Origin of the sequence: Terrabacter terrigena (assembly GCF_042676085.1) — a bacterium.
Classification (GTDB): Bacteria; Actinomycetota; Actinomycetes; order Actinomycetales; family Dermatophilaceae; genus Terrabacter; species Terrabacter terrigena.
In genome coordinates this window covers 38,872-63,457 of the sequence record NZ_JBHTKH010000019.1, presented here as the reverse complement: position 1 = coordinate 63,457, position 24,586 = coordinate 38,872, and the positions used below count along the sequence as shown (strand labels likewise).

General features: G+C 73.8%; 24 protein-coding genes and 3 riboswitches. Of the genes, 9 read left to right on the top strand and 15 right to left on the bottom strand.

Annotation, left to right across the window (positions count from 1 at the left end; all coding sequences use genetic code 11):
* Window positions 1-13: 13 nt before the first annotated feature.
* Both ACFQ2V_RS19390 and ACFQ2V_RS19385 read left to right on the top strand, forming a co-directional pair.
* Window positions 14-1,798 carry a SulP family inorganic anion transporter gene (locus ACFQ2V_RS19390; RefSeq protein WP_386054588.1) on the top strand — a complete coding sequence of 595 codons (1,785 nt, stop codon included), beginning with the start codon at window positions 14-16 and terminating at the stop codon, window positions 1,796-1,798.
* Window positions 1,795-2,250 (top strand): MOSC domain-containing protein, encoded by a 456-nt coding sequence (locus ACFQ2V_RS19385; RefSeq protein WP_386054587.1) that lies wholly within the window; start codon window positions 1,795-1,797, stop codon window positions 2,248-2,250. Before ACFQ2V_RS19390 ends, ACFQ2V_RS19385 begins: the two co-directional genes overlap by 4 nt.
* Window positions 2,251-2,449: 199 nt before the next feature.
* Here ACFQ2V_RS19385 and ACFQ2V_RS19380 read toward each other — a convergent pair whose 3' ends face one another.
* The 8 genes from ACFQ2V_RS19380 to ACFQ2V_RS19345 form a co-directional block, all read right to left on the bottom strand.
* On the bottom strand, window positions 2,450-3,400 hold the full coding sequence (locus tag ACFQ2V_RS19380; protein WP_386054586.1) for a cobalamin biosynthesis protein: 951 nt from the start codon (window positions 3,398-3,400) through the stop codon (window positions 2,450-2,452).
* Window positions 3,397-4,413 (bottom strand): uroporphyrinogen-III C-methyltransferase, encoded by a 1,017-nt coding sequence (gene cobA, locus ACFQ2V_RS19375; protein ID WP_386054585.1) that lies wholly within the window; start codon window positions 4,411-4,413, stop codon window positions 3,397-3,399. Before cobA ends, ACFQ2V_RS19380 begins: the two co-directional genes overlap by 4 nt.
* Entirely contained in the window at window positions 4,403-5,458 is a 1,056-nt protein-coding gene (gene cobC, locus ACFQ2V_RS19370; RefSeq protein ID WP_386054584.1) for an Rv2231c family pyridoxal phosphate-dependent protein CobC, read from the bottom strand. The genes cobA and cobC overlap by 11 nt, the downstream gene beginning before the upstream one ends.
* A complete protein-coding gene (locus tag ACFQ2V_RS19365; protein WP_386054583.1) occupies window positions 5,455-6,993 on the bottom strand; it encodes a cobyrinate a,c-diamide synthase in 1,539 nt (512 codons plus the stop codon). Before ACFQ2V_RS19365 ends, cobC begins: the two co-directional genes overlap by 4 nt.
* Complete coding sequence (gene cobO, locus ACFQ2V_RS19360; RefSeq protein WP_386054582.1) at window positions 6,990-7,601, bottom strand: cob(I)yrinic acid a,c-diamide adenosyltransferase; 612 nt, start codon at window positions 7,599-7,601, stop codon at window positions 6,990-6,992. Before cobO ends, ACFQ2V_RS19365 begins: the two co-directional genes overlap by 4 nt.
* A complete protein-coding gene (locus ACFQ2V_RS19355; protein ID WP_386054581.1) occupies window positions 7,601-9,742 on the bottom strand; it encodes a VWA domain-containing protein in 2,142 nt (713 codons plus the stop codon). Before ACFQ2V_RS19355 ends, cobO begins: the two co-directional genes overlap by 1 nt.
* Window positions 9,743-9,799: 57 nt before the next feature.
* Window positions 9,800-9,946: riboswitch (cobalamin riboswitch) on the bottom strand.
* The gene (locus ACFQ2V_RS19350; protein WP_386054580.1) at window positions 9,937-10,677 is read right to left on the bottom strand and encodes a hypothetical protein; all 741 of its coding nucleotides are present in this window, start codon (window positions 10,675-10,677) and stop codon (window positions 9,937-9,939) included. It overlaps the preceding riboswitch by 10 nt.
* On the bottom strand, window positions 10,674-11,204 hold the full coding sequence (locus tag ACFQ2V_RS19345) for a hypothetical protein (RefSeq protein WP_386054579.1): 531 nt from the start codon (window positions 11,202-11,204) through the stop codon (window positions 10,674-10,676). The genes ACFQ2V_RS19350 and ACFQ2V_RS19345 overlap by 4 nt, the downstream gene beginning before the upstream one ends.
* A gap of 155 nt (window positions 11,205-11,359) precedes the next feature.
* Between ACFQ2V_RS19345 and cbiE the strand changes: the two genes are divergently transcribed.
* From cbiE to ACFQ2V_RS19320, 5 genes are all read left to right on the top strand, one after another.
* Complete coding sequence (gene cbiE / locus ACFQ2V_RS19340) at window positions 11,360-12,613, top strand: precorrin-6y C5,15-methyltransferase (decarboxylating) subunit CbiE (RefSeq protein WP_386054578.1); 1,254 nt, start codon at window positions 11,360-11,362, stop codon at window positions 12,611-12,613.
* Window positions 12,610-13,383 (top strand): cobalt-precorrin-4/precorrin-4 C(11)-methyltransferase, encoded by a 774-nt coding sequence (locus ACFQ2V_RS19335; protein ID WP_386054577.1) that lies wholly within the window; start codon window positions 12,610-12,612, stop codon window positions 13,381-13,383. Before cbiE ends, ACFQ2V_RS19335 begins: the two co-directional genes overlap by 4 nt.
* 40 nt (window positions 13,384-13,423) lie before the next feature.
* Window positions 13,424-13,609, top strand: a riboswitch (cobalamin riboswitch).
* A gap of 30 nt (window positions 13,610-13,639) precedes the next feature.
* On the top strand, window positions 13,640-13,849 hold the full coding sequence (locus ACFQ2V_RS19330) for a CbtB domain-containing protein (RefSeq protein WP_386054576.1): 210 nt from the start codon (window positions 13,640-13,642) through the stop codon (window positions 13,847-13,849).
* Window position 13,850: 1 nt separating this feature from the next.
* Window positions 13,851-14,636, top strand: coding sequence for a CbtA family protein (locus tag ACFQ2V_RS19325; protein ID WP_386054575.1), 786 nt, complete (start codon window positions 13,851-13,853; stop codon window positions 14,634-14,636).
* On the top strand, window positions 14,633-15,040 hold the full coding sequence (locus tag ACFQ2V_RS19320) for a hypothetical protein (RefSeq protein ID WP_386054574.1): 408 nt from the start codon (window positions 14,633-14,635) through the stop codon (window positions 15,038-15,040). The genes ACFQ2V_RS19325 and ACFQ2V_RS19320 overlap by 4 nt, the downstream gene beginning before the upstream one ends.
* 9 nt (window positions 15,041-15,049) lie before the next feature.
* Here the strand turns inward: ACFQ2V_RS19320 and ACFQ2V_RS19315 are convergent, their stop codons facing one another.
* The 5 genes from ACFQ2V_RS19315 to ACFQ2V_RS19295 all read right to left on the bottom strand — a co-directional run bounded on the left by ACFQ2V_RS19315 (window position 15,050) and on the right by ACFQ2V_RS19295 (window position 19,239).
* Window positions 15,050-15,340: a DUF1905 domain-containing protein gene (locus tag ACFQ2V_RS19315; RefSeq protein WP_386054573.1), complete on the bottom strand. Its 291-nt coding sequence runs from the start codon at window positions 15,338-15,340 to the stop codon at window positions 15,050-15,052.
* 91 nt (window positions 15,341-15,431) lie between these two features.
* Window positions 15,432-15,749, bottom strand: coding sequence for a hypothetical protein (locus ACFQ2V_RS19310; protein WP_386054572.1), 318 nt, complete (start codon window positions 15,747-15,749; stop codon window positions 15,432-15,434).
* 141 nt (window positions 15,750-15,890) lie between these two features.
* Window positions 15,891-17,429, bottom strand: coding sequence for a precorrin-2 C(20)-methyltransferase (locus ACFQ2V_RS19305; protein ID WP_386054571.1), 1,539 nt, complete (start codon window positions 17,427-17,429; stop codon window positions 15,891-15,893).
* A complete protein-coding gene (locus tag ACFQ2V_RS19300; protein ID WP_386054570.1) occupies window positions 17,426-18,076 on the bottom strand; it encodes a precorrin-8X methylmutase in 651 nt (216 codons plus the stop codon). The genes ACFQ2V_RS19305 and ACFQ2V_RS19300 overlap by 4 nt, the downstream gene beginning before the upstream one ends.
* Window positions 18,073-19,239 carry a precorrin-3B synthase gene (locus ACFQ2V_RS19295; protein ID WP_386054569.1) on the bottom strand — a complete coding sequence of 389 codons (1,167 nt, stop codon included), beginning with the start codon at window positions 19,237-19,239 and terminating at the stop codon, window positions 18,073-18,075. Before ACFQ2V_RS19295 ends, ACFQ2V_RS19300 begins: the two co-directional genes overlap by 4 nt.
* A gap of 39 nt (window positions 19,240-19,278) precedes the next feature.
* Window positions 19,279-19,411: riboswitch (cobalamin riboswitch) on the top strand.
* Window positions 19,412-19,452: 41 nt separating this feature from the next.
* On the opposite strand from ACFQ2V_RS19295, the gene cobN reads away from it, so the two are divergent.
* Window positions 19,453-23,130, top strand: coding sequence for a cobaltochelatase subunit CobN (gene cobN, locus ACFQ2V_RS19290; protein ID WP_386054568.1), 3,678 nt, complete (start codon window positions 19,453-19,455; stop codon window positions 23,128-23,130).
* A gap of 7 nt (window positions 23,131-23,137) precedes the next feature.
* Here the strand turns inward: cobN and ACFQ2V_RS19285 are convergent, their stop codons facing one another.
* Window positions 23,138-23,278, bottom strand: coding sequence for a hypothetical protein (locus ACFQ2V_RS19285; RefSeq protein WP_386054567.1), 141 nt, complete (start codon window positions 23,276-23,278; stop codon window positions 23,138-23,140).
* 36 nt (window positions 23,279-23,314) lie between these two features.
* A complete protein-coding gene (locus ACFQ2V_RS19280; RefSeq protein WP_386054566.1) occupies window positions 23,315-23,941 on the bottom strand; it encodes an ArsR/SmtB family transcription factor in 627 nt (208 codons plus the stop codon).
* A gap of 61 nt (window positions 23,942-24,002) precedes the next feature.
* Between ACFQ2V_RS19280 and ACFQ2V_RS19275 the strand changes: the two genes are divergently transcribed.
* Complete coding sequence (locus ACFQ2V_RS19275) at window positions 24,003-24,578, top strand: dienelactone hydrolase family protein (protein ID WP_386054565.1); 576 nt, start codon at window positions 24,003-24,005, stop codon at window positions 24,576-24,578.
* Window positions 24,579-24,586: the final 8 nt, after the last annotated feature.

The window sequence follows — 24,586 nt, the reverse complement described above, 5'->3', positions numbered from 1 at the left end:
GTACGTTCGTCGCGTGACGGCGGTGCAGCGGGAGCGGGCGCTGTGGGAGCGGCTGCTCCCGGGGCTCACCGTGCTGCGCCACTACGACCGCGTGTGGCTGCGCGGCGACGTGCTCGGCGGCGTCACCGTCGCGGCGTACCTCGTGCCCCAGGTGCTCGCGTACGCGGAGGTCGCGGGGCTCCCCGCCGTGACGGGGCTCTGGGCGGTCGGGCCGAGCCTGCTCGTCTACGCGGTGCTCGGCTCGTCGAGGCAGCTGTCGGTGGGGCCGGAGTCGACGACCGCGCTGATGACGGCTGCCGGTGTCGGCGCGCTCGTCACGGCCGCAGGCGGCGTCGCGATGCGTCAGGAGACGGCTGCGCTGCTCGCGATCGCCGTCGGGCTCATCTGTGTCGTCGGCTTCCTCACGCGCCTCGGCTTCCTCTCCGAGCTGCTCTCCAAGCCGGTGCTCGTGGGCTACATGGCCGGGATCGCGGCGCTCATGGTCGTCAGCCAGATCGGCAAGGTCACCGGCATCCGAGTGCAGGGCCAGTCGTTCGTGCAGGAGCTCGCGTATGCCGTCACCCACCTGGGTGCCGTGCACGTGCCGACGCTGCTGCTGTCGATGGGTGTGCTCGCCCTGCTCCTGGCCTTCCAGCGCCTGCGGCCCACGTGGCCCGGGCCGCTCATCGGCATGCTCGGCGCGACCGCCGTGGTGGCGCTCCTCGGGCTCGTCGACCGGGCCGGCGTGTCGGTCGTCGGCGACGTGCCCCAGGGGCTGCCGGCGATCCACGTGCCCGACCTCGGCAGCGTCGACGTGTGGCGGCTGCTGCCCGCGGCGCTCGGCATCGCGGTCGTCGCCTACTCCGACAACGTCCTCACCGGGCGGGCGTTCGGGGCGCGCCGCGGCGAGGCCGTCGAGAGCAACCAGGAGTTCCTCGCGCTCGGTGGCGCCAACGTGGCCACCGGTCTGCTGCAGGGCTTTCCGGTCAGCTCGAGCGGCAGCCGCACCGTCATCGCCGACGCGATGGGCGCCCGCACGCAGCTGCACTCCCTCGTCTCGCTCGCGCTCGTGGTCGCGACCCTGCTGTGGCTCGGGCCGGTCATCGGGGCCTTCCCGACGGCTGCCCTCGGCGCGGTCGTCGTCTACGCGGCGATCCGGCTCGTCGACCTCGCGGAGCTGCGGCGCATCGCCGCGTTCCGCCGCAGCGAGCTCGTGCTGGCGCTCGCGACGACCGTCGCGGTGCTGCTCTTCGGGGTGCTGCCCGGCATCGGCGCGGCCATCGCGCTGTCGGTGCTCGACCTGCTGCGCCGCATCGTGCACCCCCACGACGGCGTGCTCGGCTACGTGCCCGGCGTCGCCGGCATGCACGACATCGACGACCACCCCGACGCCGTGCAGGTGCCCGGCCTCGTCGTCTACCGCTACGACTCGCCGCTCTTCTTCGCCAACGCCGACGACTTCACGGGGCGTGCCCTGGAGGTGGTCGACGAGGCCCAGCAGCGCGGCGACGTCTCGTGGTTCCTGCTCAACGCCGAGGCCAACACCGAGGTCGACCTCACCGCCGTCGACGCGCTCTCCTCGCTGTGCGCCACGCTCAGGGGGCGTGGCATCGTGTTCGCCATGGCTCGGGTGAAGGAGGACATGCGCGTCTCGCTCGAGGCCGGAGGCCTCGTCGAGCAGGTGGGCGCGTCCCTGATCTTCCCGACACTGCCGACCGCCGTAGCCGCGTACGCCGCCTGGTACGAGCGCGAGCACGGCTCGCCCCCGCCGGGGCTGCGCATCCCGCCCGTGCCGCCGCAGCCGAAGGCCGAGGCGTGACCGGGCCGACGGTCGTGGGGCTGCACGTGGCGAAGGCGCGCCGGCTGCCGACGCGTGCAGTGGAGAGCGTCGAGGCCGAGGCAGGGGCCGGGCTCGTCGGTGACCGCTACCACGGCAGCAGGCACCGTCACGTCACCGTGCAGTCTGCGGCCGACCTCGCGGCGGCAGTAGCGGACCTCGGGCGACCGGTCGACCCGGGCCTCACCCGGCGCAACGTCACGATCTCCGACGGCGACATCCCGACGAAGCCGGGCACGCACATCCGCATCGGTGAGGTGGAGCTCGAGGTGGTGCGGGTCGCGGCGCCGTGCCGGCTGCTCGACGACGACCTCGGCCCCGGCGCCGCGCGGGCGCTGCACGCCAGGGCCGGCACGGTGTTCCGGCTCCTCAGCTCCGGCACCATCCACGTGGGCGACGAGGTCGACCTCCACCCCGATCGGGAGAGCGCGTAGTCACGCGGTCTCCACGAAAGAGTCCCCGCAGGCAGTCGCTCGCGCGAACCCCTGATCGACAGAGCGCGGAGCAATGGTGCCCGCCTCGCCAGGGGCCACCGATGGAAGCAGGCCCCTGACGCGCGCAACGCGACCGCCGCTGCTGTTCGAATGGCGGCGCGGTTCGTGCCTGGGTGTGACGGAGTGCTCTCTCGACTTCTTACGGAGTGCTCTTTCGACTCGGCGTGCGCGACATGGCGCGGGCCGTGGCGAGGGCGGCGAGGAGGGAGCCCGCCGCGACGCGGCGGGCGAGGCGCGTGGCCGGGGCGATGTCGGCCCGACCTGCGGCAGGGCCGGTACCGAGGGTGCCGCGGTCCTCGACCCGCCCGTCGTAGGTGTTGGAGCCGCCGAGACGGACGCCGAGCACGCCGGCGAAGGCGGCTTCGACGACCCCGCCGTTCGGGCTCGGATGGGCGGGCGCGTCCCGCCGGATCGCCGCCCATCCGGCGCGGGCGCGGGGCCGTGAAGCTGCTGCCGCGAGCGTGAGGGCGCCCGCGACCCGCGCCGGCCCCCAGTTGGCGACGTCGTCGAGTCGTGCCGCTGCCCAGCCGAACTCGGAGTAGCGCTCGTTCCGGTGGCCGACCATCGCATCCAGCGTGTTGACGGCGCGGTAGCCGAGCAGACCCGGCAGGCCGAGCAGCCCTCCCCACAGCAGCGGGGCCACGACGGCGTCGGACGTGTTCTCGGCGAGGGACTCGATGCAGGCCCGGGCCACCCCGTCGGCGTCCAGTCCGGTTGTCTCCCTCCCGACGAGGTTGCGCACCTGGGTGCGGGCGGCGGCAAGGTCTTGGCGTCGCAGCTGGCCGTCGATGGTCTCGGCCTCCCGGGTCAGGGAGCGCCCGCCCAGCACGGCCCAGGTCGCGGCAGCGGTCAGGAGGGTGTGCGCCGTCACGCTCCTTCGGGCCGTCCGCTCGGCCACGACCCCGAGGGCCACCGTCGAGCCGACGAGGACTGCGACGTGGGTGACCCCGGGGCCGCGGCGTGCGGCATACGTGCGTCGCTCGAGCGCCATTGCCGCAGAACCGAAACCGGCTACCGGGTGCCAGCGACGCGGGTCACCGAAGGTCTGGTCGAGCAGGTAACCGAGCGCCAGTCCGAGCGCCCGGCTCATCGGAGGACGTCGAGCGCCGCCACGTCGCCGATGACGACGACCGCCGGCGCGCCCAACCGTTCGCGTTCGGCCGTATTGGCGATTTCGGCCAGCGGCGCACGCGCCGTGCGCATGCTCGGCAGTCCCGCATCGGCGACGACGGCAGCGGGCGTCTGCGACGACAGACCCTCGGAGACAAGCGTCGCGGCGACGGCGCGAAGCGTGGCCACCCCCATGAGGATGACGATCGTCGTGTTGCTGCGGGCGATGGCTCCCCAGTCGAGGGTGCTGCGAGGGTCGCCGGGGGCGACGTGGCCGCTGACCACCGTGAAGCCCTGCACCAGCGCGCGGTGGGTGACCGGGATGCCAGCGAGGGCCGGCGCGGCGATGCTGGACGAGATGCCGGGGATCACCGTGACCGGGATGCCACGAGCCGTGCAGGCCTCGGCCTCCTCACCTCCGCGACCGAAGACGAAGTTGTCGCCGCCCTTGAAGCGCAGCACGTCCCGTCCGGCGAGGGCGTGCTCGACGATCACGTCGTTGATGCGCTCCTGCGGTGTGAAGTCGCCCCTGGGGATCTTGCCGACGTCGATGACCATGACGTCGTCACGGGCGTGGCGCAGCGCGCTGAGGGGGGCAAGCCGGTCGTGCACGATGACGTCGGCCCGGCGGATGGCCTCGATGCCGGCGACCGTCAGCAGGCCGGGGTCTCCCAGCCCGCCGCCGAGCAGGGTCACCGAGCCGACCACCGGTGTGTCGCCATCCACGGGCCGATCCGGCAGGTCGGCGGCGCTCGGAGCCGTCGAGACGTCCGCCCGCAGCACCACGTCGTGGGTCGTCGGGTCGGCCGCCGCGTCGAGGGTGACCAGTGCCCGCTCGGCGAGGTCGCGCAGCGAGGTCGGGAGGTCGTCGAGCTCGGCGGCGACCGTGACCCGGGCACCGTCGCGCAGCAGCGCGTGCACGATGGCGACCGAGTGTGGCGTGACCCGGGCCAGCAGGACCGACAGCCCGGTGAAGCTCAGCTCAGGCGACACGACGCAACCTCCCCAGCTCGGCGAACGCGGCAGCGACCGACCGTGACGTCTCAGGGTCTCGCACGGCCAGCCGGACCCACGTGGGCCCGAGCCCCGGGAAGGTCTCGCCGCGCCGGACGGCGAACCCGAGGGCGGCCAGGTCGGCACGCACGGAGGCGGCACCCAGCGGGCTGGTGTCCACGAGCACGAAGGGGGCGTCGGACGGTGCGGCGGTGCGCAGCCCGACGGCCTCCAGCTCTCGCACGAGCACCTCGCGGTCGACCGCGATCGTCATCGCGCCGGCCTCGGCCTCGGCAACGGCCCGCTCCGAGAGGCAGGCCACCGTCGCGACGACGGCCGGACTCGACACCGACCACGGCGGCTGCACGGCCTTGAGCGCGGCGACGACGGCTGGGTCGCCGACGACGTAACCAGCCCGCAGGCCGGCGAGGCCCCAGGTCTTGGTGAGGGACCGGACGACGAGCAGGCCGTCGAGGTCGGGTCCGATGACCGACTGGGTCTCTCCGGGCACGGCGTCCATGAAGGCCTCGTCCACCACGACGAGGCGACCCGGCGCGCGCAGCGAGCGCAGGTCGGACGCGCGATGCAGCACGCCGGTGGGGTTCGTCGGGTTGCCGACCACGACGAGGTCGGCGCCCGCGTGCTCGCCCCCGGCGGCGAAGGGGCGAGGGTCGAGCCGGAAGCCCGTGGCGCGCGACAGCACGCAGCGCCCGACGTCATGACCGGCGGCGGCCAGCGCGGCCTCGGGCTCGGTGAACTGGGGGTGGACCACGACCGGACGTGCGGTGCGAACGCCGCGGGCCACGAGGGTGAAGGCCTCGGCGCCACCGGCGGTCGGCAGGACGCTGCTCGCGTCGACGCCGTGCCGGGCGGCGATGGCCTCGACCGCCGGCGCGGCGTCGGGGTAGCGGCCGAGCTCGTGCAACGAGCCCGCGATGGTGTCGGCGAGCCACGGTGGCGGCGCGGGGAGGCGGACGTTGACGGCGAGGTCGACCAGGCCTGGCGCGACGTCGCGGTCGCCGTGGTGGTGCAGGTCGACGTTCACGAGGCCCGCCTCGAGGAGCCGGCCCGGGCGGCGTACGCGTGGACGGCGTCGGCGAAGCGGCCGGCGAGGTGGGGGTGCCCGGCCCAGTGCGTGTGGAGGTACGACGCGTGCACGGTCGCCCGACCGGTGCCGGCGGGGTCGAGCGCGAAGCCGTCGGGGGTGCCGTCGAGCAGCCAGGCGGCGGGGCGCGCGATGTGGCCGGCGGGGTCGGCGCTGACCGTCGTCCGGTGGAACTCGTGGCCGGTGACGCGCGTGCCCGGCACACCCAGCACCGAGTCGCCCGGCGCCACGGCCGTGCGGTAGCCCAGGGTGAGGCGCGGGCCCATCGAGCCCACGCCCGGGATGACGCCGACCATCTCGTTCCCGTCGACCGAGGCGCTGAGGTAGAGCATGCCGGCGCACTCGGCGACGGTCGGGAGGCCTGCGGCCACTGAGCGCCGGATGTCTTCTCGCAGTGACGAGTTGGCCGACAGCTCCTCGGCGTGGACCTCGGGGAAGCCGCCGCCGAGGTAGAGTCCGGCGGTCCCGGTGGGAAGCCTCGGTGAGGTCAGCGGGTCGAACACGACGGGCTCGAGACCCGCAGCGCGGAGCAGCTCGTCGGTCTCGGCGTAGCGGAACGTGAAGGCTCGTCCGCCGGCGACGGCGACGACCGGCCTGCGGCCCTCCGACCCGGGGCGGGCAAGGTCACGGCGAGCGGCGTCACCGAGCGCCGCCGTGGCGTCCCAGGCGGCGTCGTCGAGGTCGGCCGCCGAGCGCGCGATGGACATCACGTGGTCGAGGTCGACATGCTCGGCGACGCGTTCGGCCAGCAGGGCGATGGAGTCCTCGGCCTCGTCTCGCTCGGCGGCGGGCACGAGACCGAGGTGCCGCGAGGGCGCCTCGATGCCGGCGTCTCGCGGCAGCACGCCGAGGACCGGCACGCCCGTGGCGTCGAGGGCCGACCACACCTCGCGCATGTGCCGCCCGGATGCCGCCTTGTTGAGCACCACGCCGGCCACCCGGGCGCCCGGCTCGAAGGTGGCGAGACCGTGCACGATCGCCGCGGCCGTGCGGGTCATGTGGCTGACGTCGAGGGCCAGGACGATCGGCGAACGGGTCAGCGACGCGACGTGGGCCGTCGAGGCGTAGCCGTCCCCACCGATGCGGCCGTCGAAGAGGCCCATGACCCCCTCGATGACCGCCACGTCGGTGGGCCCGTCGGCGGTGGCGCCGTGGACGAGCATCGGCGCGACGAGCGCCTGGCTGGTGAGGAACGGGTCGAGGTTGCGACCCGGCCGGCCGGTGGCGAGGGAGTGGTAGCCCGGGTCGATGAAGTCGGGACCGACCTTGAAGCCGGCCACGCCCAGCCCGCGGGCGCGCAGCGCCGCCATGAGGCCGGTGGCGAGTGTCGTCTTGCCGTGGCCCGAGCCCGGAGCCGACACCACGAGCCGCGGCAGCACGGTGCCGGTGGGCTCCTGCGGGTCCTCCGCCGTCCCGGGCAGGCGGCCGAAGGCCGCACCGAGGGCGCCGTCGAGGGCGGAGTCGAACGCGGTCACCACTCGATCCCCCGCTGGCCCTTCTGGCCGGCGTCGAAGGGGTGCTTGACCTTGGTCATCTCGGTCACGAGGTCGGCGAGCTCGAGCACCGCCTGCGGGCAGCGTCGGCCGGTGATGACGACGTGCTGGTGGCCGGGCCGGTCGCGCAAGGTCGTGACGACGTCGTCGACGTCGATCCAGCCCCACGCCATCGGGTAGGTGAACTCGTCGAGCACGTAGACGCCGTGCGTCTCGTCGGCGAGGCGCCGCTTGATCTCGGCCCAGCCCTCGCGGGCCGCCTCGGCGTGGTCGTCGTCGGTGCCCTCCTTGCGGCTCCACGACCAGCCGGCGCCCATCTTGTGCCACTCCATCGGCCCGCCGCGGCCGGTCTCACGGTGCAGCTCGCCCAGGGTCTCGACGGCGGTCTGCTCGCCGATGCGCCACTTCGCGCTCTTGACGAACTGGAACACCCCGACCGACCAGCCCTGGTTCCAGCCGCGCAGGGCGAGCCCGAAGGCGGCCGTCGACTTCCCCTTGCCGTCGCCGGTGTGGACGATGAGCAGCGGCCGGTTGCGGCGCTGGCGCGTCGTGAGCCCGTCGGCCGGGACCGTGGTCGGCTGACCGCGCATCAGGCAGCCCTCCCCGTGGTCGCACGGGTCGCGCGAGCCGTACTCGCCGCGCCGACGATGGCGGCGGCCGCGAGCTCGCCGACGGGCAGGTGCTCGGCGCCGAGCTGCTCCGCGAGGCGGGCCGCGAGGCCCATGCGGAAGCGCCCGGTCTCGCAGTCCAGCACCACCGACTCCACGCCTTCGTGGCGCAGCCGGGCGGCGGCGCGGGCCGAGCGCGCAAGCGCGTCAGGCCCGCTCGTGGCGCGGCCGTCGGTGACGATCACCAGCAGCGGCCTGCGGTTCGGGTCGCGCAACCGCTCGACACGCAGGGTCTCGTAGGCCGTCTCGAGCCCTTCCGCGAGGGGCGTCCGTCCGCCGTGCGGGAGGTCGCGAAGCCGGCGGGCGGCGACGTCGACGGACCCGGTCGCGGGCAACGTGAGATCGGCAGCGGCTCCGCGGAAGGTCACGAGACCGACCTTGTCACGGCGCTGGTAGGCGTCGAGCAGCAGGGACAGGACCGCCGACTTCACGGCCTCCATGCGTCGGCGCGCGGCCATCGAGCCGGACGCGTCGACGCACAGCAGCACGAGGTTGGACTCCCGGCCCCGGAGCACCGACCGTCGCAGGTCGCCGGGGAGCACCCGGAGCCGGGCGTCCACCGGACGGGCGGGTCCGGCGGCTCCTCGGCTCGCTGCTGCGCGGATCGTCGCGGGCAGGTGGACGGGCCCGGCCGGGCGAGTGGTCGAGCCGACCCGTCGGCCCGAGCTGGTGATGGCGGCCGAGCGGCGGCCCGGGTCGCCGCGCCCGATCCCCTTGGCGCGCAGGAGGCGTGCCCGGTACGGCTCGTCGGCGGCGCTCACACCCGACGCCGCGGGCGCTCCCGCGGGCTGTGGCTCGGGCTGCTCGGTCGTCTCGCTCGGCTCGGTCGTCTCGTTCGGTTGGTTCGACTCGCCCGCCTCCTGGGACCTCGACTCGTCACGGGACCCGCTCGGCGGGCTCGCCTCGCTCGCTGGCTCGTCGGTGTCGGGCTCGCCCCCACCGTCGGGATCCGGGTCGGGCTCCGGCTCGGGCTCCGGCTCCAGGGCCCCGTCGCGGAGCAGCTGCTCGAGGAGGTCCTCGTCGAGGCCGGGGGAGTCGAAGGGGTTGCGGCGCCGGCGGTGCGGCAGTGCGAGCCGGGCGGCGGCGCGCACGTCGTCGACCGTCACCTCGTCGCGGCCCGACCACGCCGCGTGCGCGACGGCCGCCCTCGCGGTGACGATGTCGGCGCGCAGCCCGTCCACCTCGAAGCCCGCGCACACGTGGGCGATCCGGTTCAGCTCGCGATCCGGGAGGGCGACCTCGCCGAGCATCGAGCGGGCTGCCGAGATCCGGTCGCGCAGCGCGTCCTGCTCCGCGCGGAACCTCGCCACGAACCCAGCCGGGTCGGCGTCGAAGGCCAGGCGGCGGCGTACGACCTCGGCCCGCAGCGCGGGCTCACGCGGCGCCGCGACCTCGACGGTCAGCCCGAAACGGTCGAGCAGCTGCGGGCGCAGCTCGCCCTCCTCGGGGTTCATCGTGCCGACGAGCACGATGCGGGCGGCGTGCGAGACGGAGACCCCGTCACGCTCGACGGTGTTGCGTCCCATCGCCGCCGCGTCGAGCAGCAGGTCGACGAGGTGGTCGTGGAGCAGGTTGACCTCGTCGACGTAGAGGATCCCGCGGTTCGCGGCCGCGAGCAGCCCCGGCTGGTATGCCGTCTCGCCGCGTCCCAGCGCGCGCTCGAGGTCGAGCGAGCCGACCACACGGTCCTCGGTGGCGCCGATCGGCAGCTCGACGAGCCGGGCGGGGCGGGTGTCGACGGCGGCGCTCTCGCCGTGCGGCCCGTCGGGGCAGCCCGCGCCGACCCCGACACCGGCACCGACGAACGGGGCGCAGCCGAAGCGGCAGCCGGCGACGACCTGCTGGTGCGGCATCACGGCGGCGAGGCCGCGCACCATCGTCGACTTCGCGGTGCCCTTCTCGCCGCGCACGAGCACGCCGCCCACGTCGGGGGAGACCGCCGTGAGCACGAGCGCGAGGGCGAGGTCGTCGGACCCGACGACGGCCGAGAAGGGGAACGTGGCCGGGCGGTCCGCCGGGTCGTTCCCGAGGTGGTTGGTGCCGTCGTTCGTGCCGTCGCGCATGTGGCTGCGAGCCTCCTGCGGGTGCCGCGCCCGCGTCGGTGGACCGGACGCGCCCGGCGGGCGCGACCAGCGACGGGAGATGCCCTGGCTTCCCGCGACCGTCAGGTCAGGGGTTCACAGTGGCGGGACCGCTCCGGACTTGCACCGGATTCCTCTCGACGTCGCCACGCGCAGTCTGCCACGTTCGGACCGGGTCACGCTGAACGGGCCACGTACCCGGGGTCGAGGTCGTCGGGCAGCACCGCGACGACGGCCCGCCAGAGGTCGGTCGTCGACACCGGCACGAGCACGGGCCCGTGGTCGTCGACCTCGACCCGCAGCATCCCGGCATCCGTGTCGAGCCACGCGAGCCGGCGGGCGACCGTGCGATCGTCGTCGACGAAGGTCACGTCGACGAGGGCGAGGTGCCAACCGCCGGCGCGCACCGATGCGGCGGCCGCGGGCCAGGGCGTCAGCAGCCCGGCGAGGGCCTCGACGCCCGACACCCTGGCAGCCGAGGAGCTGGCCGCGACGTCGTCGAGCACCGACTCGTCGACGACGACGGAGCCGGCCCCCAGCCGCGGACGCGGGCCGACTCGGGTGAGGCGCGCGACCGACTCGGGCACGAACTCGGCCCCGACGGGCGCGAAGTCGTAGGTGCCGTCGCCGAGGTCGGTGAGCAGGGCCGCGCCGTCGGACACCCAGCCGTGGTGGAGGCGTACGTCCTCGGGTCCGGCGACGAGCACCTGGAGCGAGGTGACCGATCCCGCAACCGACGCGAGAGCCGTCCGGAGCAGGGGGTGCGCCACGCCATCGAGCACCGCGCCGGCGTCGGTGAGGCGTCCGAGCGTCGCGTCGCAGGAGTCGACGGCGTAGCTCGACAGCTCGGCGAGGGTGATGAAGGCCTCCGCGTCGAGTCGCAGGGTCCCCTCCGCGGGGTCGAACTCGATGCTCATGCGGGCACGCGTCCCGGCACGTCGTCGGGCACGCAACCGGTCTCGCGCACGACGAGGCTCGCGGCGACCGCGGCGATGAGCGGGCCCATCTCGGTGAGCCGAAGCGTGCCGACGTTCGCCGTGAGGGTGACGCCGGTGCCGTCGACCACCGTCGACCAGGACTCCGTGGTGACCGACTCACGGGCGGGCGTCGAGTGCGTGGTGAGGCGACGCGAGCCGGCGTGACCGCCCACTCCCAGCTCCTCGTGGTCGAGGAGCAGGTGGTCGGCCACCTCCTCGTCGTGGCGCATGATCTGGCGCTGCCAGTCGCCGAGCGGCCCGTCGACGGGGCCGGCCGTGAGCACGAAGTTGGTGCGGAAGAGCCCGGACCGGTCAGGCTCGAGGGCGGCCACGACCCCGGCGTCCTCGGGCAGCACGATCGTCTCCCAGCCGGTTGGCACGTCGAACGAGACGCTGCCCCCGCGGGCGCTGACGGTCGTCAGCCGCGTCGTCGGGACGCGGCCGGAGTCCGTGCGGGCATCAGTCATGGTTGGGTGCTTCCTCCCCTGTGGCGACGTGGTCACACGGCATCCCCGACGGTCCCCGACGCCCTGCGATAGCCCATGATGGGGCCGCGAGGCCCCGGGCATGACCGGAACGGGCAGATCTGTCGCAGATCCTTCGTCGCGCTAGGGTCGCGGCTGTGATCGACCGAGCCAGCGACGTGCCGATCGAGGTCGTGGGTGTCGGTGCCGCGGGGCTGGGCACGCTCGCTCCCGACGCGCGGCGCCTCGTCGACGAGGCCGAGGTCGTCGTCGGAGGCGACCGGCACCTGCGCATGCTCGGCGGGCGCCCGGGGGTGCGGCTCGTGCCGTGGCCGTCGCCGCTGCTGCCGGGGCTGCGGGCCCTCCTCGCCGACGTCTCCGGTCGGCGCGTCGTCGTGCTGGCGAGCGGTGACCCCCACGTCTCCGGCATCGGCTCGACACTGGTGCGTGAGCTGGGGGCCGAGGTCGTACGCGTGCACCCTGCGGTCTCGTCGGTGGCCCTGGCCCGCGCGCGGATGGGCTGGGCAGCAGAGGACTGCGAGGTCGTGACGCTCGTCGGGCGCGACGTGGACCGGCTGCGCCGGGACCTCGCGCCTCGGGCGAGGCTCGTCGTGCTGACCTCGGGCGAGGACGCGCCGGCCCGCATCGCGTCCCTTCTCGCCGACGAGGGGTATGCCGGCAGCCGCCTCACGGTGCTCGCCGACCTCGGGACGCCGGCCGAGTCGCGCACCGAGGGGGTGGCCGCATCGTGGGACGGCCGTCCCGCCCCTCGGCTGCACCTCGTCTGCGTCGAGTGCTCGACGGGGCCCGCCTCCCGCGCGCCGTCGCTGGTGCCGGGACTGCCCGAGACGGCATACGAGCACGACGGGCAGCTGACGAAGCGCGTCGTGCGGGCGGCGGCGCTCGCCCACCTCGCGCCACGGCCCGGCGACGTCATGTGGGACCTCGGGGCAGGGGCCGGCTCGGTGGGCATCGAGTTCGCCCGGCAGCACCCGCGCAACGAGGTGCACGCCGTCGAGCGTGACCCCGAGCGTGCCGAGCGCGTGCGCCGGAACGCCCGGGCGCTCGGGGTGCCGGGGCTGCAGGTGGTCGAGGCGTGGTCGGCCGATGCCGTCGCCTCGCTGCCCAGGCCGGATGCCGTGTTCGTCGGGGGTGGGGCCACGGCCGGGCTGCTCGACGAGTGCTGGTCGGCGCTGGCACCGGGTGGCCGGCTCGTCGTCCACGGCGTGACGGTCGAGACCGAGCTGCTGCTGCACGATGCGCGCCGACGCCTGGGCGGGTCGATGAGCCGTATCGCCGTCGAGGAGCTCGACGGGATCGGGTCGCTCCACGGCTGGAAACCGGCCCGATCGATCTTCCAGTGGTCCGTGGAGAAGCCTGTGCTGCAAGAGGATTCGGAGTCGAACTCATGACCGTGCACTTCATCGGGGCTGGGCCGGGTGCCGCCGACCTGCTGACCCTGCGGGCCGTGCGGCTCGTCGGAGAGTCGCAGGTGTGCCTCTACGCCGGGACGTACATCGGCGACGAGGTGCTCGCGCACTGCCCCGACGGCGCGCAGCTCGTCGACACCCAGCACCTCGACCTCGACGCCATCACGGAGCACTGCGTCCGGGCCCACGAGGCCGGGCACGACGTCGCGCGGCTCTGCTCGGGGGACCCGTCGATCTACTCGGCCGTCGCCGAGCAGACGCGACGTCTCGACCGGGCCGGCGTGCCCTGGGACGTCACGCCGGGCGTGCCGGCGTACGCGGCCGCCGCGGCCCTGATCGGACGCGAGCTGACGGTTCCCGAGGTCGCCCAGTCGGTCGTGCTCACCCGGGCCCGGCGCGACTCGACGCAGATGCCCGACACCGAGACGCTCGCCCACTTCGCGAGCTCGCGGGCGACGCTCGTGCTCCACCTCGCGATCCGCCACACCCGTGAGCTCATGGCCACGCTCGTCGACGACTACGGCGCCGGCTGTCCCGTCGTCGTGGTGGCCAACGCCGAGCAGCCCGACCAGCTCGTGCTCCGTGGCACGGTCGCCGACGTCGCCGACCAGGTCGAGGCGGCCGGGCTGCGGCAGGCCGCCGTCATCCTCGTCGGGTGGGCCCTCGCCGCGCGCGACAGCGACGACTTCGTCGAGTCGCACCTCTACGGCACGCGGATCACACGAGGGGCCCGAAACCCGCAGCGCTCCTAGGCATCTCGCGGGCCCCCATGGCGCGGCACCACCGCGTGTGTCAGGATGCGAGGGCCGCAGTGCACGGGAAGTCGGTGTGACTCCGACGTGGTCCTCGCCACTGTGACCAGGGAGCAAGTCCCCACCATCGCCACTGGTGACCTCAGGTGAACAGCCGGGTCGTCGGGAAGGCGGGGAGGCGCGACGATCTGGAAGCCAGGAGACCGGCTGCGGCGTGATCTGTCCACGAGGCATGGAAAGAAAGGGTCAACCTGCCATGGCCACTGCTGCATCCGTCGTCCCCGCCAGCGCGTCCACCGCATCCGTCAAGGTCCCCGTGTGGGCCTGGCTGCTGCTCGCGTTCGCCGTCTTCACGATCTACGTCCTCGCGCAGGAGAACGGTGCGCTGCTCAGCGCCCCGGCCGCCGAGATGCTCCACGAGCTGACGCACGACGCGCGCCACGCGCTCGGCGTCCCCTGCCACTGACATGGCGGTGGGTTTCGGCTCCGTGCTTCGGCGCGGGGCCCTGGCCGGCGTGCTCGCAGGCCTGGCAGCCGCCGTCGCCATCTGGCTCCTCGTCGAGCCGGTCATCCGGCGCGCCCTCGTCATCGAGGACACCCGCTCGATGCACGGTGGGCAGTCGGCCGGCGTGCCGATGCACGGCGGCGGGGAGCCGCTCGTCTCGCGCTCGGCGCAGGTCGTCGGTGGTGCCGTCACCTCGGTGATCGTCGGCGTGGCGGTGGGCGTCATCTTCGCGGTCGTCTTCGCGCGCATGCGCGACCGGCTGCCGGGCCGCGGCGACTTCGGCCGTTCCCTCGTGCTCGCCGCGGTCGGCTTCGGGGCCGTCACGCTGCTGCCCGCACTGAAGATCCCGGCCAACCCGCCGGCCGTGGGCGACCCGCAGACCGTCGGGAGGCGCACGACCCTGTATGCCGTCGTCCTCCTGCTCGGGGTCGCGATCGCGGTCGTGGTGCCGATGCTCGACCGGTGGCTCACGACGCGCGTTCCGACGCCGTCGACACGCTGGACGCTCGACGTCGTCGCGACCGTGGTGCTCGTCGGGCTGGTGCTCGTCCTCGTTCCGGGCACCCCCGACCAGGTGCCCGCGGACGTGCCCGCGGCCGTGATCTGGGACTTCCGCCTCGCCTCGCTCGCCCAGCTCGGCGTGATGTGGCTGACGCTGGGACTCGCGTTCGGCCTGCTCATGGAGCGGGCCGGTGCGACGCGTCCTGCGGACGCGCGGGCCGACGCCGGCGCGCCCGTCTCGGCGTGACGGCATACGCAAGCGCTTCTCCCACAGGCTCGCCCGACGCCGCGTGCATCGTCCGCGTGTGCCGTGACTGCTGCTGTGGCACCGAGAGCAAGCACCCCGGGGTCGACCACGACGGGCTCCTCGCCCGCCTCGAGGTCGGCACCGGGGGCCACGCACGGGTGTTGCGGAGTGCGTGCCTCCTCGCCTGCGACGAGTCGAACGTCGTCGTCGTGACCCCCTCGCCGACGGGGCGCGCAGCCGGGGCACGGCCGGTGTGGCTGCGGGCGGTCCTCGACGACGCGACCGTCGACGAGGTCAGCGCCTGGGTACGGCTGGGTGGGCCGGGTGTGGCGGGAATCCCTCGGGCGCTGGAGTCACGGGTCTTCGCGCCGAGCGGGCTGTCGCTGACGTGGGCGATGGTCTGACGCGTCCGGTCAACGGTCCGCGCGCACGTCGAGCCCGACGCCGATGACGTCGCCGTCCTCGATGTCCTCGGCCCGACGGACGGCATCCTTGAGCGGCACGATGTAGCCGCCGTCCTTGGGCCACAACGACGTCGACCACTCGGTGCGGCCGACCCGCGCGGTGACGGGAATCATGCCCCAGCCGTAGCTCACGTGTGCGACGTCGTGCAGCGCCTCCGACTCGGGCTCGGGCACGCGGACGAAGAAGTACGGTGCCGGGCCGCGCCACTGGTAGACGGCGCCCTCGAAGTCGAGCTGCATGTCGTCAGGATGCCTCAGCGGGTCCAGCGTGGCACGCCGCCCGGGCGGTCGGGGCACGCCGCCCGGGCGGTCGTGGCCGCCGGTGGCGTCGTCACGTCGCCGCGTCGGAGCTGAAGGCGCGTGGCGTCATGAGGACGGCCGGCGTGAACTCCACGGGTTCCGGCTGGGCGTCGCCCATCGACAGACCGGCCCGTGACATCGCCTTCGGGAACACCTCGCGGTTGAAGGTCTCCAGCTGCTCCTTGGTCTCCCACACCTCGACCAGGCTGAAGCCGTCGTGCACCGGATAGGCGAAGTGCACCAGCAGTCCCTCGGAGTCGCCCTCCTCGTCCAGGACCTCCTGGACGGCCCTGTGCATGGCCAGGTACACGTCGATCGGCGCCGGGACGTGGAGCTGATATCCGTACATCGCCAACCTCCATCTGTTGCTTCGATGGGACGGCACCGGCCGGGCGCCTGTCAAGGAGCACTCGGTGGCGGAGGCCGCAGGGTCCCTGCCCGCATGTCTGCGACCGTGACGAGGCCGGTCCCTGACGTGCCGCAGCGCGGCTCAGTGCACGAAGCGCGGCGTCCAGACCTGGCCCGACGCCGTGACCCTCGTGCCGGTCGCGCACACGATGACGAGGCACTTCATGTCGATGCTCGCCGGGTCGAGGGCGTCCAGTGTCGTGACGGTGAGCGACTCCTCGGCGCGGCCGACGTCGCGACCGACGACGACGACGGTGTCGCCTCCCCGCTCCTCGAGCAGGGCCTCGCGTGCCCGGGCGACCTGTTCGGTGCGGCTGCGCGAGGCGGGGTTGTAGAGCGCGATGACGAGGTCGGCTGCGGCCGCCGCACGCAGGCGGCGCTCGATGACGTCCCACGGCTTGAGGCGGTCGGAGAGCGACATGACCGCGAAGTCGCCGCCCAGGGGCGCGCCCGCTCGTGCGGCGACGGCCTGCGCGGCGGTGACGCCGGGCACGACCCGCACCGGCACGTCTCCGTATCCGTGGGTCTCCGCCGCCTCGAAGACGGCGGACGCCATCCCGAAGACGCCGGCATCGCCGCCCGACACGACCGCGACCCGCTCGCCCTTGCGGGCCAGCTCCAGGGCGTCACGGGCACGGTCGACCTCGACGGTGTTGCCCGACGCGTGCCGGGTCAGACCCTCACGCTGCGGTACGCGGTTGACGTAGGGCGCGTAGCCGACGACGTGAGCCACCTCGGCGAGGGCAGCCGAGGCCTCGGGGGTGAGCCACCGGTCGGGGCCCGGGCCGAGGCCGACGACGACGACCTCGCCCGCAACCCCATGCGCCGGGCTGACGCCGGCCGCCAGGGGAGCCGTCCCACTGGCTGGGGTGGATGACGCGGCTCGACCAGCAGCGTCGGCGCGCAGGTCCTTGCCCGGCACGACGACCATCGACATGTACGGCACCGTCATGGGGTCCACGTCGACGACGCGCAGCACTCGCTCCGCGTCGGAGCTCGCCCGCTCGACGTAGCGTGCGTCGTCGAGCCGTCCGGCCTGGCGCAGCGCCTCGCGGACGTTCTCGAAGGTACGCCCGAGCTTCATGACGACCGCCGCCTCGGTGTCGGCGAGACGGCGAGCCAGCTCGGGCACCGGCAGCGTGCCGGGCAGGATCGTCAGCACGTCCTCATGACGGCACAGGCCGGTCGCCACGGCTGCCGCGCTGCCGCTCACCGACGTCACGCCGGGCACGACGGCGGTGTCGTAGCGGTCGGCGAGGCGATCGTGCAGGTACATGTACGTGCCGTAGAAGAGCGGGTCGCCCTCGGCGAGGACCACGACGTTGCGACCCGAGTCCAGGTGTGCCGCAAGGCGATCCGCTGAGTCGTCGTAGAAGTCGGCCATGAGGCCGTGGTAGCCGAGCGGGTGGTCGGTCGAGCCGGTCGTCACGGGGTAGACGAGCAGCTCCTCGATGACGTCGTCGCGGAAGTAGGTGGACGCGATCCGGCGGGCGATGGAGTCGCCCCGCGGGCCGCTGTGGAAGGCGACGACGTCGGCCTCGCCGATGAGGCGGGCGGCCTTGACGGTGACGAGCTCCGGGTCGCCGGGGCCCACCCCCACCCCGCGCAGCCAGCCCTTCACAGCTCCTCCTCGCGGGCGAGCGCGTTGACGGCGGAGGCGGCGAGGGCCGAGCCTCCACGGCGCCCGTGGACGACGAGCCAGGGGATGTCGAACGGGTTCTCGGCGAGGGCGACCTTCGACTCGGCCGACCCGATGAAGCCGACCGGGATGCCGACGATCGCGGCCGGCCGCGGGCCGCCGTCGGCGATCGTCTCGAGCAGGTGGAAGAGGGCGGTCGGTGCGTTGCCGATGGCGACGACGGCACCCTCGACGCGCTCGCCCCAGAGGGACACCGCAGCGGCGGACCGCGTTGTGCCCCAAGCCTTTGCGAGGTCCGGAACACGATCGTCGCGGAGCGTGCACACGACCTCGTTGTCGTGCGGCAGCCGCGCCCGGGTGATGCCCGACGCGATCATGTGGGCATCGGTGAGGATCGGTGCACCGGCCTGGAGGGCCTCACGTGCCGCCGCGACGAGACCCGGGTGGACCGCGATGTGGTCGGTGAGGTCGACGTCTCCGCTCGCGTGGACCATCCGCACCGCGACGACGCGGGCGTCCTGGGGCAGGTGGTCGAGCCGGGCCTCCGCCCGGATGGTGGCGAAGGACCGCCGGTAGATCTCGGCGCCGTCCGTCTCGTACGCGTAGCGGCGGGTCGGGGGGGTCGTCATGCGGTCTCCGGGGCGGTGCTGGCGGCGGCGTGGGGCGAAGCGTGTGGTGCGGCGTGGATGACGGCGAGCGCGTCGTCGAGGGAGCGCGGTGCGAGCACGTCGACGTATGCCGTCGAGGGTGTCCCGCACCGACGCTCGCACCCGCTGACGTGCACGGGCAGCACGCCCGCCGGCAGCTCGGGTGCCAGCTCAGCAGCCATGGCGCGGGTGTCGACCGCTGACCGGGCGCACCCGGGCAGCCCGGTGCAGGCGTGGAGGCGGTGCCACGGTGAGCCGTCGTGGGTCGCGAGCCCGGCGGCCTCGAGGGCTGCCAGGTGGGCCGCGCCCTGCTCGACCACGAGCGAGCGCCACGGCGTCACGCGTACGGAGTCGGCGACCCGGGCCAGTGCGTCGACGTGCCGGCGGCGCAGGAGGCCGAGTGGCACGGCGACCACGGCGTGCTCGGCGACCGCGCCGAGTGGGCGGGCGGGTGCAGGAGTCGGTGTGGCGGTGGCCGTGGGGACCGGGCCGAGCGGCTCGGTGAGCTCGTCGACGTGCCAGGCGGTCGCTCCTCCCCGGGTGCGCTCGGCGAACTCGAGTGCGAGCCCGACGAGAGTCGGCACCGCCTCGTCGAGCGGCACTGCCCAGCCCCCCGGCCGGGAGCCTGCGAGCACGACGCCGCGGTCGGGCGCCGTCGCGAGGAATGCAAGGTCGAACGTTTCCCCGACGACGTCCCCACGTCCGTCGTCGAGGGCGAAGAGGAACCGTCCGCCCAGGCGGGAGAGCGCGGGTTCGCTGCAGAGTGCCTCGTCGAGAGCGGCGACGAGGGGACGCACGTCACACCGCCCGCCCCCGTCGAGCCCAGACAGTGGCGACGAGACGAGGTTCCGGACCAGCTCGTGGCTCGGCGTCGGCACGAGGCCCGTCGCGATGATCGCCGCCCGCACGTCCGCGGTCAGTGGATCGGGCAGGCCGCGCAGCTGGAGGGCTGCACGGGAGGTGAGCTGGATGGCCGGATCATCTTGTCCTGCAACGACATCGAGCAGCTGTGACAGGGCCCCCACCGGCACGGGCTGAGCAGCCGGGCGCAGCCGGACGATCGAGCCGTCCGCCGCGGAGAAGGGCCGCGCGATGCCCGGGCAGGCGTCGGCGGCCTCGCGCGCTGGGCTCGTGGGGGCGGTCACGCGGCACATCGTAGGGCCGGCCCCGTCCGCGTCAAGGCGCCCGTCTCGGGCTATGGTGGGCGCAGCGTCGTCGACCAGGAACCCGGTGAGAGTCCGGGACGGTCCCGCCACTGTGAGTCGCCACCCGTGAGGGAGGCGGTGAGTCAGGAACTGCCGGCAGCGCTTCTCTTTCCTTTCGACCGCGGGGCGTGGACACCCCGCCGAGGAGTTCCAGTGACGCGCATCGCGCTGCTCTCGACGTCTGACACCGACCTGCTGTGCGCCCGCGGCAGCGGTGCCGACTACGTGCTCGCCAACCCGTCCCGGCCCGGTCACACGTCGATGGCCGAGGCGATCGAGGCTGCCGACATCGTCGTCGCCCGCATCCTCGGAGGGCCCCAGGACCTCTGCGACGGCTTCCGCCGGCTCCGCGTGACGGGAAAGCCCATGGTCGTGCTCGGTGGCGAGCAGACCCCGAACGCCTCGCTCATGGACCTCTCGACCGTGGCGCCCGGGGTCGTCGCCGAGGCGCACCGCTATCTCGCCGAGGGCGGCGCTGCCAACCTCCGCGAGCTGCACGCCTTCCTCGGCGACACGGTGCTCATGACCGGTGAGGGCTTCGAGCCGCCCGCGCCGCTCCCGGCCTGGGGAGTGCTCGACCGGCCCGGGGCGCACCCCGTGCCCCTCCCGACTCCCGACGCCGCGGGCGCTGCTCCCCGCCCGCGCGTCGGGATCCTCTTCTACCGAGCCCAGTACGCCGCCGAGAACACCGCCTACGTCCACGCGCTCGCCGACGCGGTCGACGCGGCCGGCGGCATCGGCGTGCCGGTGCACGTGTCGTCGCTTCGCGATGCCCCTGCCGACCTGCTCGAGCACCTCACGGCCTACGACGTCCTCGTCACGACGGTGCTGGCGGCGGGGGGCACGAAGCCGGGCACCGCGAGTGCGGGCGAGGACGACGAAGCGTGGGACGTGCAGGCGCTCGCCGCGCTCGACGTGCCGATCATCCAGGGCCTGTGCCTCACCTGGAGCCGAGAGCAGTGGGACGCGAGCGACGACGGCATGAGCCCGCTCGACGTCGCGACCCAGGTCGCGGTGCCCGAGTTCGACGGACGGCTCATCGCGAACGCCTTCTCGTTCAAGGAGATCGACGGCGACGGGCTCCCGCACTACGTGGCCGACCCCGAGCGCTGCGCTCGCTTGGCCACGCTCGCCGTCAACCACGCACGCCTGCGGCACACCCCGCCCGCCGAGCGCCGCATCGCGGTCGTCCTGTCGGCGTACCCGTCGAAGCACTCGCGCATCGGCAACGCCGTCGGGCTCGACACCCCGGTCTCGATCATCCGGCTGCTACGGGCGATGCGGGACGCCGGTTACGACCTGGGCGCCCCCGGCGCGATCCCCGGCACGGGGCCGCTCGAGCCCGTCGAGGGGGAGACGCCCGACACCACGGCCGGCAACGCCCTCATCCACGCCCTCATCGAGGCCGGCGGCCAGGACGAGGACTGGCTCACGCAGGAGCAGCTGAGCGGCCAGCCGGTGCGCATCCCGGCCGCCCGCTACCGGGAGCACTTCGACCGGCTGCCCGACGAGCTGCGTGCCGCCGTCACCGAGCACTGGGGCGAGGCGCCGGGCGACGTGTTCGTCGACCGGCACGCCGACGCCGGGGGTGAGCTCGTCGCGGCGAGCCTGCGCGCCGGCAACGTCGTCATCCTCGTCCAGCCCCCGCGCGGCTTCGGCGAGAACCCGATCGCGATCTACCACGACCCCGACCTGCCGCCCACGCACCACTACCTCGCCGTCTACGACTGGCTGGCAAGGGACTTCGGCGCCCACGCTGTCGTCCACATGGGCAAGCACGGCAACCTCGAGTGGCTGCCGGGCAAGAACCTCGCGCTCTCGGCCGCCTGCGGCCCCGATGCGACGATCGGCTCGATCCCGCTCGTCTACCCGTTCCTCGTCAACGACCCGGGCGAGGGCAGCCAGGCCAAGCGTCGCGCCCACGCGACGATCGTCGACCACCTCGTGCCGCCGATGGCGCGTGCCGAGTCCTACGGCGACATCGCCCGCCTCGAGCAGCTGCTCGACGAGTACGGCAACGTCTCCGTCATGGACCCGGCCAAGGCGCCGGCCCTGCGCGCAGAGATCTGGACCCTCATCCAGGCCGCCCAGATGCACCACGACCTCGGCCTCACCGACCGTCCCGACGACGAGGAGTTCGACGAGTTCGTCATGCACGTCGACGGGTGGCTGTGCGAGGTCAAGGACGTTCAGATCAGGGACGGGCTCCACATCCTTGGCGAGGCCCCCGCGGGGGAGGGCCTCGCCAACCTCGTGCTGGCGATCCTGCGGGCCAACCAGGTCTTCGCCGGTGCCGTGGGCGCCGTGCCGGGGCTGCGCACGGCACTCGGTCTGAGCGAGGGGCTGTCCGAGCGCTCGTCCGTCGACGACACCGAGGCGCAGGCGGCCGCCCTCGTGACCGCGCTCGCCGAGACCGACTGGGATGCCGGGGCGGTCGCCGGGATCGTGCGCGACCAGCTGGGCGACGACACCACGGGCGTCGACACCGAGGGCGTATGCCGTTCGCTGGCCTTCGCCTGCCGCGAGGTGGTGCCGCGCCTGCGCGCGACGACGGGCGAGATCGACGCCGTGCTGCACGCCCTCGACGGCGGCTACGTGCCGGCCGGCCCGTCCGGCTCGCCGCTGCGCGGCCTCGTCAACGTGCTGCCGACCGGTCGCAACTTCTACTCCGTCGACCCGAAGGCCATCCCGAGCCGACTCGCCTGGGAGACCGGCCAGCGCCTCGCCGACGACCTGCTCGCCCGGCACCGCGCCGACACCGGCGAGTGGCCGCGCTCGGTGGGCCTGTCGGTCTGGGGCACGTCCGCGATGCGCACGTCGGGCGACGACATCGCCGAGGTGCTCTCGCTCATCGGCGTGCGCCCGCGCTGGGACGAGATGTCGCGCCGGGTCGTCGGCCTCGACGCCATCCCGCTCGCCGAGCTGGGCCGGCCCCGCATCGACGTCACCGTGCGCATCTCGGGCTTCTTCCGCGACGCGTTCCCGCACGTCATCGCCATGCTCGACGACGCCGTGCGCCTCGTGGCCGACCTCGACGAGGGGCCCGAGGACAACTACCTCCGCGCCCACGTCGCCACCGACCTCGCCGACCACGGCGACACCCGCCGGGCGACGACCCGCATCTTCGGCAGCAAGCCCGGCTCCTACGGCGCCGGCATCCTCTCGCTCGTCGAGTCGGGCAACTGGCGCACCGACGCCGACCTCGCGGAGGTCTACGCCACGTGGGGCGGCTTCGCCTACGGGCGCGAGCTGGACGGCATACCTGCTCGGGCCGACATGGAGCGCACGTACGCGCGGATGGACGTCGCCGCGAAGAACATCGACACCCGTGAGCACGACATCGCCGACAGCGACGACTACTTCCAGTACCACGGCGGCATGGTCGCGACCGTGCGCGCGCTGACCGGGCGCGAGCCCAAGGCGTACGTGGGCGACTCGACGACTCCCGAGGCGGTGCGCACCCGCACGCTCACGGAGGAGACGGCGCGCGTCTTCCGCGCCCGTGTCGTCAACCCGCGGTGGATCGCGGCCATGCGCAAGCACGGCTACAAGGGCGCGTTCGAGCTGGCGGCGACGGTCGACTACCTCTTCGGGTTCGACGCGACCGCCGGCGTCGTCACCGACTGGATGTACGAGCAGCTCGCGCAGACGTACGTGCTCGACAAGGAGAACCGCGACTTCCTCCGGCACGCCAACCCCTGGGCGCTGCACGGCATGGTCGAGCGGCTGCACGAGGCCGTCGACCGCGGGCTGTGGGAGGAGCCGGACGCGGAGCTGCTCGCCGAGCTGCAGCAGGTCTACCTCGACGTCGAGGGCGACCTCGAGGACTGACGGCCGCTCAGAACTGCAGGTTGCGGAAGTCGTGCGTCACGACGTCGACGTCGCCGCAGCGCTTGCAGGTGAGGATGGTGCGGCCGCGCAGCTTCATACGGCTGTACTTGTGACCGAGGATCAGGCACTTCAGATTGCGCTTGGCCATCCTCCGAGTGTCCTCCGGAGGCCGGTCAGCTGCCGGTCAGGCGTCGTCGGAGTCGGTGAGGTCGTCGGAGTCGGTCAGGTCGGCGGTTGCGGTGCCGGGGTCGGGGAGGACCGGCTGGTCGGTGGGGTAGAGGCCGACCGCGAAGCCGTAGACGGTCGCGCCGTCGCGCGGCAGCGAGGTGAACTCGCGGACGAGCCCCTCCACGCGGCGCCAGAACTCGGAGGCGCTCTCGCGAGGGATGCGGACGTGGCGCAGCGTCGAGTAGAGGGTGTCGTCCTCGTGGGCCGCGACCGAGTCGGCGGCGGCCACCGACAGGGAGTTGACGCACACCGGCGTCGTCGTGTCGCCGGGACGACGGACGACCCCGACGTTGATGGTGCGGCCCGTGCGTCCGTAGAAGCGCTCGTCGATGGCCCGCACGCGGCGCGTCCGGACGACCCTGAGCATGCCGGCGTCGACGAGCACCCCGACGTGGTGGGCGATCGTGCTCCTGGGGCGCCCGACCGCGGTCGCGAGCTCCGACACGGTGGCGGCCCGCTCGAGGGTGAGGTCGAGCAGTGACGAGCGCAACGGGTCGGCGATGGCCCGCAGCTGCGCGGGCGTGGTCACCTCGACGGTGTCGGGGAGGACGTAGTCGGGGGTGTCCGGGCTATTGATCGACATTGTTGGATCAGTCTAGGTTGTTGGATCAAAGCAGCGCCAACCATCGATCACAGGAGCAAGCATGGCCGACGTCCTCCTCTTCCACCATGCGCTGGGCCAGACCCCCGGCTTCCTCGCGTTCGCCGACGCCCTCCGCGCGGCGGGGCACACCGTCCACGCGCCCGACCTCTACGCGGGCCAGAGCTTCGCGACGCTCGACGAGGGCATGGCCAACGCCCGCTCCATCGGCTTCCAGCAGCTGCAGGACCAGGGCGTCGCCGCGGCCGACGGCCTCCCCGACGCCCTCGTGTATGCCGGCTTCTCCCTCGGCGTCATGGCCGCGCAGCAGCTCGCCCAGACCCGCCCCGGCGCCCGGGGCGCCGTGCTGCTCGACTCCGCGATCCCGCTCGGCGAGTTCGCGCCCGACTGGCCCGACGGCGTGCCGGTCCAGGTGCACGGCGGCGAGGCCGACGAGCTCTTCATGGACGAGGGCGACGTCGACGCGGCCCGCGCGATCGTGGCCGCCGCCGACGACGGTGAGCTCTTCACGTATGCCGGCTGCGGCCACCTCTTCGCCGACCCCAGCGCTCCGGCATACGACCCCGAGGGCGCCGCCCTCGCGCAGCAGCGCGTCCTCGACTTCCTCGCCCGCGTCTAGGGAAGAGA